3 protein-coding genes are annotated in these 4519 nt (G+C 60.0%); all 3 read right to left on the bottom strand.

Translation table 11 applies throughout. The features are described from left to right. Positions 1–103: 103 nt before the first annotated feature. The 3 genes from ACZYOF_RS42430 to ACZYOF_RS42440 all read right to left on the bottom strand — a co-directional run bounded on the left by ACZYOF_RS42430 (position 104) and on the right by ACZYOF_RS42440 (position 3574). Positions 104–1324 (bottom strand): cupin domain-containing protein, encoded by a 1221-nt coding sequence (locus tag ACZYOF_RS42430; RefSeq protein ID WP_463719460.1) that lies wholly within the window; start codon positions 1322–1324, stop codon positions 104–106. 254 nt (positions 1325–1578) lie between these two features. After that, the gene (locus ACZYOF_RS42435) at positions 1579–1713 is read right to left on the bottom strand and encodes a hypothetical protein (RefSeq protein WP_282532169.1); all 135 of its coding nucleotides are present in this window, start codon (positions 1711–1713) and stop codon (positions 1579–1581) included. Between the two features lie 796 nt (positions 1714–2509). Beyond that, positions 2510–3574: an IS110 family RNA-guided transposase gene (locus tag ACZYOF_RS42440; RefSeq protein WP_463719461.1), complete on the bottom strand. Its 1065-nt coding sequence runs from the start codon at positions 3572–3574 to the stop codon at positions 2510–2512. Positions 3575–4519 lie beyond the last annotated feature (945 nt).

A 4519-nucleotide genomic window follows, 5' to 3' on the forward strand; every position in this document is an offset into this window, starting at 1 on the left:
ACCAGCCGGTGTGATATCTCTCGTCATGGCGTTGCTCTCCTTTGTGGAATCAGCACCCCGAGCCTACCGGCTCAAGGTGGGCAACGCCGACCTCTTCAGTAATTCAACAGAACCCGGGACATCCCCGCAAATTCTCCATCACGGTTTGGTCGAGGGGGAAATGCGCCTGGAGTAACTGCGGCGGCGTTAGCGCCATCCACTGGTCGAGCGAGAGGTCCGCGAAGTAGCTGCTTCTGAACATCTCCAGGAAGCGCAACGGCGTGTTCCCGGTGTTCTCGATGTAATGGCCCATCGCGAACGGTACATAGCCGACATCACCGGCCCGATAGTCGAATGTGCGAGCCGTTCCTTGAGCTCCGAACACACCCATGCGCCCTTGCCCTTCGATGTAATATTGCCATTCATCTACATTGGGATGCCAATGCAGTTCGCGCGCCCCGCCCGGCTCGACTTCGACCAGGGCGACGGCCACCGTTTTCGATGCTTTGAATACGCTCGAATCGGCGATGCGTACGGTTCCGCCTTTGGTGCGGATCGGCTCTTGCGCCATGAGTCGATGCTTAAAGGTTTGCGGCACGGGCTCGGCGCCCATGAGCTTGTCAGGACCGAGCGGCCCGGGCACCTCAGATCTGAAGATGTAGCGCTGGCTCGGATCGGGCAGATGCGCAAAGTTATCGCTGGAGACGCCGAAGTTCTTGCCCAGCATTTCTTGGGGGATGTGCTTGAACCAATCGGTGATGAGGAACGTATCATCTTCGTCGAAGGATCCATCGTCGAAGACCAGCAGAAATTGGCAGCCGTCGGGACCTAATCCCTGGATCGAATGCGGTATGCCGCCCGGGAAATACCACAGGTCGCCGATGCCCACGTCGTCGACGAAATTATTGCCATCCTGGTCAATCGCGGTGATGCGGGCGGTGCCGTAAAGCATGTAGGCCCATTCGGCCTGCTTGTGCCAATGCAGTTCGCGGATACTGCCGGCATTCAACCGCATCTCGACGCCTGCCAGAGTCGTGGAGATGCCGAGCTCGCGCTGAGTGACCTGCCGCGTCCAGCCGCCGTCGGTCTGGCGTGTATGCGCATCCGCAAAAGAAAAATGCAGGTTCGGCAGCGTGCCCTGGTCCGTCGACGGCGGATTGAGCGTGTCGGGATTTTCTCGGTCGCGCGTGAGATCGCGTGGGCCTGGGTTGCTACCGCCAAGACCTGGAGCGCGATTGGGTTGCGGCACCTGTGGGGTCGTCTGCCCCATGGCCGCGGAAGTTGCGGCCAGAAGTCCGCCAGCAGCACCGATGGCAACAATATCGCGACGTGAAACTGGGTTCATGATGTTACCTCGTCTTCAGGGCCTTCTCATTGCATGTAATCACACGGAGAAGGCAGTGTTGCTGGTAAGCTCATTGCGCAAAGGACGCCGACGAACACGGAACGTCCTTCTCCGCCACCCTTGATTCTGATGTGCTTATCACGGCTGGCTGGGCACACTTTCCGATTGGCACGAACTATCCACCACCCGACGAGAATGACCTTGCAACGCCGGCGAGGGAAATCACCTCTCGCCATAGAGTCGATAGACGATCGTTATTGCCGCTCGCCGCGCCGCGTGATGCCGTAACGAGGAATGCCACCAGCCGCATCTGCAGAAACTTCTAAACCCGTTGCCGCCCTTGGACCAATCGACGTTGAGCGCGCCAACGCGCCGCCGTCCTTGACCATGACACCACTCCTACGGTGGATTTGTCGTGCGCCACGTCGCCGACCGGATGCCGACCGAGGTAAGAGAGGGGAAGACATCGCCATTTTGCAGATGGGGCAAGATGCCTACGGAAAAATTTCGGAAATCCGGAATTGCGTTACGTGGGTAACGACCAAGCTGTTCTTGCACACTTAGGTCTGGTGGTGGCACGAAGCCAAGTCCCGCGACCCGCCATTCGATCCGAGCTGACCCGGACGCGTTATGTCGCCTCTTGGCCCTAATGCGAAGTCCGCGCTGCTTCTGAAATGGTCTGCTTATCGCGGTAGGCCGGAAGTGACGGGTCGACCCTCCAAGCGGCGCTTTTGACCCGAATGTATGGTCCGGCCGCGCGTTGCAAGAGGTTTTCGTCGAGCTGTCGGTTTGCGGTCTTGCATCAATGTATCCGGCCTCTGGTTGGAGCTTTTGCTCCGGGCCACGATGGATATCAGCGCGCATGCGTTCTCATTAGCGGACAGGCCTCAAGTGGGGGGCCATTCGGGTCACCAGTGTTCGCATGCGCCGGGAAGACCGATCCTCCATCTCTACTTATCCTCTCGCAGACCCCAGCTGGAAACTGTTGATAGAGTTACGTCATCGCTTGCTCCTCATCTCGCTCAGTTCCCTTGTTCGAGCCAAGGGCCGTTCCTTCGTCCCGGCCCGCAGAACCTCGATCGCGTCGCGCGCAGGGGCGGTCAAGGCCGGCCGTCGCGCTTGGCTTGCGGCTGGCTCCGGCGTTGCCAGGCTGCGCCTTGACGGCGCCGAGACATGGCGTGAGGATCAAGCGGGTCGGACGCCTGCATCGTCGGTCCTCGTCAACTCGAAGGCGGGTCCTTTGGCCAGCACCGCCCAGGCGATGCGGGCAAGCTTGTTGGCGAGCGCGATCGCCAGCACGTTGTGGTGCAACCGCCTCTTGGCCGCTTCGATCCAGGATTTGAGCCCGTAACGTTCCCAGTTCTTTATCTTGACCAGCACAACCCATGCCGCCTGCACGAACAGAACGCGCAGGTAGCGATTGCCGCGCCTCGAGATTTTGCCGAGGATGGTGCGGTCTCCCGTCGAGATCTGCTTGGGCACCAGTCCGAGCCAGGCGCCGAAGTCGCGGCCTTTGGAGAATACGTCTCCAGTGCCGATCGCGGCCACCATGGCGCTCGAAATGATCGGCCCGATGCCAGGCACCGTCATCAGGCGCGAACATGCCTGATCTTGACGGGCCAGTGCTTCGATCTCGCCGGATAGGCCATCGATGAGCTGATCCAGCCGGCGCCAGTCGCCTGCCAACTCCTCGATGACACGCAACATGCGTGGCGACAGGGCATCGGTGTGCGTCGCAAGGATGGTGGGCAGTTCCGTGCGCAGGAAGCCGATACCCTGGCGCACGGCGATCCCGCGTTCCAGCATGAAGGCGCGAATCTGGTTGATGATGCCGGTGCGTTGCGACACCAGCCGCTCGCGCACCCGATGCAGCGCCTGCAGATCCAGTTGCTCCGCGGTCTTGGTCGCCACGAACTTCATCGTCGGGCGCTGCGCGGCTTCGGCAATCGCTTCGGCATCATTGAAGTCGTTCTTCTGCCCCTTGCTATAGGGGCGGACATATTTGGCCGGCATCAACCTGGCATCGTGACCCAGCGATGCGAGTTTGCGGCTCAGGTGATGTGCGCCGACGCAGGCTTCCATGCCGATCAGGCAAGGCGGTATATTGGCGAGCCGCGCTTCCACTTGGCCACACGACCACTTTTGCCGCAGCACAATGGCGCCGCGCGCATCGTGGCCCACGACGTGGAACGAGTTCTTGCCGATATCGATGCCAATCACGGCGATCGCGGTATTGGCTATCTGAGACATGGCGTGCTCCTTGTCTTTGGCGCCCCTTGCCAGCTTCGCCTGCTGGCGGGGCAGGAGCACGGCCGGACCATCCCATTAGCGGACCCGTGTTGGCGTAGCGGCCATTCAGAAATCGGGTGGATCGATCCGTGCGAAACCCTATCGTGACTTAACACACGTAGGAGCACGACATGCAAAAGTTTCATTCTATCGCCGCTCTTTGTTGAGACGGCAGCCGGCCAGAACTGCGAGCGCTGTTCGAGCGGCTGGGGATTGATCCTCACTCTGGGCTGCGTGTTCGTCACGACGGCATGATCCAACCCAGCCCGGACCCCGTTACTGAGGCACCAGATGTCGTTGAGGTAAAGCCTAAAAGAGTTGCCTGATTTGTCTCCGACCCTCACTGAGGTGGTGCGGGTCAGCATCTGGCCCCATCAGCGGTTGCAGGATGTCTGCTATTCCGCCGCTGTCAGGAGATAACCAGATATCCCGCGAATAGGTAAAAATGACGCGAGTGACCGTTGCGGAAGTGGTCGGCTTTAGGGGCGCGCTTCCTGAATCTTCGTATCATTTCCCGGCCGCTTTGGATGGCCGGCGCATTACCTACGTTCAATTGAGCGGCTGGTCACTATCGCGTACGCATTGATGGCGAGTGGGTTGATGTTCCGAACGACGCTGTCGTGGATGGACCGAACCGCGCTGGCCGTACGATGGTCTGGCCTTACTATCTGAATGGCGCTTTCGTTGGCGTCAGATGCTTCATGCCGGGGAGCATGGGCTGATCGCGAGCGCAGGGCGATCAGCAGTTCCCACTGGGGTAACATTGCACGGTTCGGCAGCTAGTTGTTCATCGCAGTGATTTTGACGTTTTGATACCGAGCCATTCGAGGATGGGCAAGTTTTCGGGTGGCAAGAGGATCTCGATGCTTCGTGCGACGCCGGGCTGGCGGCGAATGAAGCCGTTCC

It is taken from the genome of Bradyrhizobium sp. LeoA1Lang (assembly GCF_055413685.1).

Bases quoted from the DNA above. Each gene is read 5' to 3' on its own strand.
- ACZYOF_RS42430 (WP_463719460.1), bottom strand. From the start codon at position 1,324: ATGAACCCAGTTTCACGTCGCGATATTGTTGCCATCGGTGCTGCTGGC.
- ACZYOF_RS42435 (WP_282532169.1), bottom strand. From the start codon at position 1,713: ATGGTCAAGGACGGCGGCGCGTTGGCGCGCTCAACGTCGATTGGTCCA.
- ACZYOF_RS42440 (WP_463719461.1), bottom strand. From the start codon at position 3,574: ATGTCTCAGATAGCCAATACCGCGATCGCCGTGATTGGCATCGATATC.